At 34.4% G+C, this 2,989-nt stretch carries 2 protein-coding genes and 1 pseudogene; all 3 read left to right on the top strand.

What is annotated here, in order from left to right:
• A pseudogene (locus Q0616_RS08540) lies at positions 1 to 336 on the top strand (gliding motility protein GldL); the annotation flags it as partial.
• Positions 337 to 386: 50 nt separating this feature from the next.
• A complete protein-coding gene (locus Q0616_RS08535) occupies positions 387 to 1,955 on the top strand; it encodes a GldM family protein (RefSeq protein ID WP_298776480.1) in 1,569 nt (522 codons plus the stop codon).
• Positions 1,956 to 1,977: 22 nt separating this feature from the next.
• Complete coding sequence (gene gldN, locus Q0616_RS08530) at positions 1,978 to 2,880, top strand: gliding motility protein GldN (RefSeq protein ID WP_225532497.1); 903 nt, start codon at positions 1,978 to 1,980, stop codon at positions 2,878 to 2,880.
• The last annotated feature ends 109 nt before the right edge of the window (positions 2,881 to 2,989 follow it).

Genomic DNA, 2,989 nt, shown 5'->3' with positions numbered 1-2,989 from the left:
AAAGAAGTGTTTGAAAGATTACGTGGATCATTAGATAAATTTGGATCTGCAGTAAACGAATTAAATACAACGACAACAGCTGTAGCTTCTACAGAACAATACAGCAACGAAATTGCAAAAGCATCTAATAACATTAGCCAATTGAATGCAGTCTATGCTGAGCAAATTTTAAATAGCCAAAAACAAGTAGAATTAAATAAACAATTTATCGAAGAGATGCAAAAATCTTCAGGTAGTTCAGAGCAATTCTTAAAAGAAATGCAAGAGCTTTCTGCGAACATTAATGCATTAAACAAAGTATACGGAGGTATGCTTTCTGCAATGAAAAATAACTAATTCATTGACCGATAAATTAAACTAATTATTCATTAATTCTATAAATTATTATGGCAGGAGGTGGTAGACTAACCGGACGTCAGAAGATGATCAACCTGATGTATCTCGTGTTCATTGCAATGATGGCATTGAACGTAGATCGTGAGGTTTTGAGATCTTTCGAAACAATAAATATTTCATTGGAGTCTACAACGACTTTAACGAAAACAAATAATGATACCTTCTATGGTCAAATTGACTTAAAAGCGGAGGACGATCCAACGTATACAAAAATTCAAGCTCAAGCTGCTGAGGTAAAAAGACAAACAAATGAGTTTGTAACTTATATTGATGGCTTGAAAAAAGAATTAAAAGGGTCTGATTATATTTCAGGATCAGAAGAAACGGATTATAACTCATTATCAAATACAGAACCAGTTGTATCTCTATTTTTCAAAGGAAAAGGAGGTGATTCTGGAAATGAGAAAGCCAAAGAATTCACAGGAAAAGTTGACGCATTCAGAAATTTCTTAATGACTTTTGCAAAACAAAGTCCAGATGCTAAAAATGCTGAAGCTCGTATCAACGAATTTTTTGGAACAAAATCAAAAACTAAAAAACAAACTTGGGTAGAGGAAAAGTTTAATGATCAACCAATGATTGCATCGTTAACAAATTTATCGAAGATGCAAATGGATGCTCGCACAGAAGAAGGTAACTTGGTAAGAGCATTATTATCTGGTAAATTAGAGGAGAAAATTGAATTGGATGCGTTCCAAGGTTTATTCTTATCTCCAGGAGTTGTTAAAGTTGGGGACGAAGCTGTTCTTAATGTTGTCTTAGGAGCTTATGATAATTCGATTAAAGGTTCTGTTTCTACAAGTGTTGGAAACGCAGAAGTAATAGATGGTAAAGCATCAATCAAATTAAATACAGGATCTGTAGGTATGCATCAATTAACTGGTAGCATTACTTATGTATCGAATGGGCAAACTAAAAAGGTTGATATCGCACCTTCAACATATCAAGTTGTTGCGCAAACTTTAGATAAAAAAGCTGCTGAAATCATTGAGAAAGATCCAACAGGAGGTTCTATTGTTGCCGATAATCTACGTGTTGTTTACCGTGGAGTATCCAACCCAATCTCTGCAACAATTAATGGAGCAAATGGACCAGTAAGTTTAAATGCTTCATCAGGTTCTGTTTCTGGAGCAGGAGCTAACAAATGGAATTACACGCCAGGTGGAGGAAGTGAAGTAACATTCACTGCTACAACGAAAGCAAGTTCAGGTAAAACATTATCTGTTCGTGAAACCTTCCGTATCAAACCAGTTCCACCAGCACGTGGTGTTATTTTAGGAAAAACGAGTCCAGCTATTCCAGATAATGGAATTGCAGCACAAACAATTCGTGTAGACTGGCCAGATTTCTTATTCCCAATTTCAGGAGAAGTAACATCATTTAATGTTCGTGTACCAGGTCAAGCTACAGTACGTGTTACAGGAAGTAAAATGTCAGGAGCCGCAGGTGCAATTTCGAAAGCGAAAAAAGGAGATATAATTGGTGTATTCGATATTAAATATCGTACTAATTCTGGTCAAACAGGAGAAGCATCATCAATTGCAATTCAAGTACAATAAACAAAAAAATAAAATTTAGCATATGAAATATCTTTTGTTTGGTTTAATGAGTTTTTTCTCAACCCTTACAATGGCGCAAAATGTTCTTAATGCTGTTTCACCAGAACAGTTGAGAAAAGACCGCGAAAATAGAACAAGAGTTGATGAAGCTGGAGATACTGTAAGTACGGCACAAGATCCAATGAAATATGGCTTTATCGAGGATAAAGATGTTTTATGGTCGAAAGTTGTATGGGAAGTCATTGATTTGAACGAGCGTCTAAATCAACCTTATTATAGATCTGGTGATGAATTAGTACAGAATTCAAAATCATTGTATGATGTTTTAGTTGACGGAGTTCGTACTAAAAAAATTAAAGAAGTATACGATGATGAGTACTTTCAGACTAAAATGAGTTTTGATCAAATCATGGCTCGTAACGAAAAGAAAGATACTCAACAGTATTACTATGATATGATTGCAGCAGGTGAAAATCCTGACGAAGCAGCTATTTTCAATTACAAAGTAAAATCTGATGATATTAAAATGGTGAAAACGAAAGGTCTTTGGTACATTGATCGTCGTTTAGGAGAATTAAAATATCGTTTGTTAGGATTAGCGATCATGGGACCAGATGCACAATCTTTGGGAACTGAATTTGCAGACGGAACGTATGTCGATTTATTTTGGATTTGGTATCCAGATGCACGTAATGTTTTGGTAAATGCAACTGTTTTCAATCCAAGCAACTCTAATTCCGCGATTACTTATGATGAGATGTTAAATGCAAGACGATTTAGTTCTGTTATTTACAAAGCGCAAACCATGTATGGAACGAAGATGATTGAGGATTATATTCCAAATGATTCGAAGGGACAATTAGAAGAACATCATAAAATTAGAAATTCTATTATTCAGGCAGAAGCCGATATGTGGAATTATTAATAAAATGTTATAAAACTAAAGCTCCAATCTCAAGATTGGAGCTTTTTTTATTTAAAATAGTTTAATTCCTCTACAATATTTTTTTCCAGAATTTAGTTATTCCCTAAAA

Source organism: uncultured Empedobacter sp., from assembly GCF_937930195.1.
In the GTDB taxonomy this organism is placed as follows: Bacteria; Bacteroidota; Bacteroidia; order Flavobacteriales; family Weeksellaceae; genus Empedobacter; species Empedobacter stercoris.
Note: the sequence above shows the minus strand (reverse complement) of the source record. Positions and strands in the feature narration are given on the sequence as shown.

Excerpts from the sequence above, each read along its gene's own strand:
- Q0616_RS08535 (WP_298776480.1), top strand. The coding sequence starts at position 387 with ATGGCAGGAGGTGGTAGACTAACCGGACGTCAGAAGATGATCAACCTG.
- gldN (WP_225532497.1), top strand. The coding sequence starts at position 1,978 with ATGAAATATCTTTTGTTTGGTTTAATGAGTTTTTTCTCAACCCTTACA.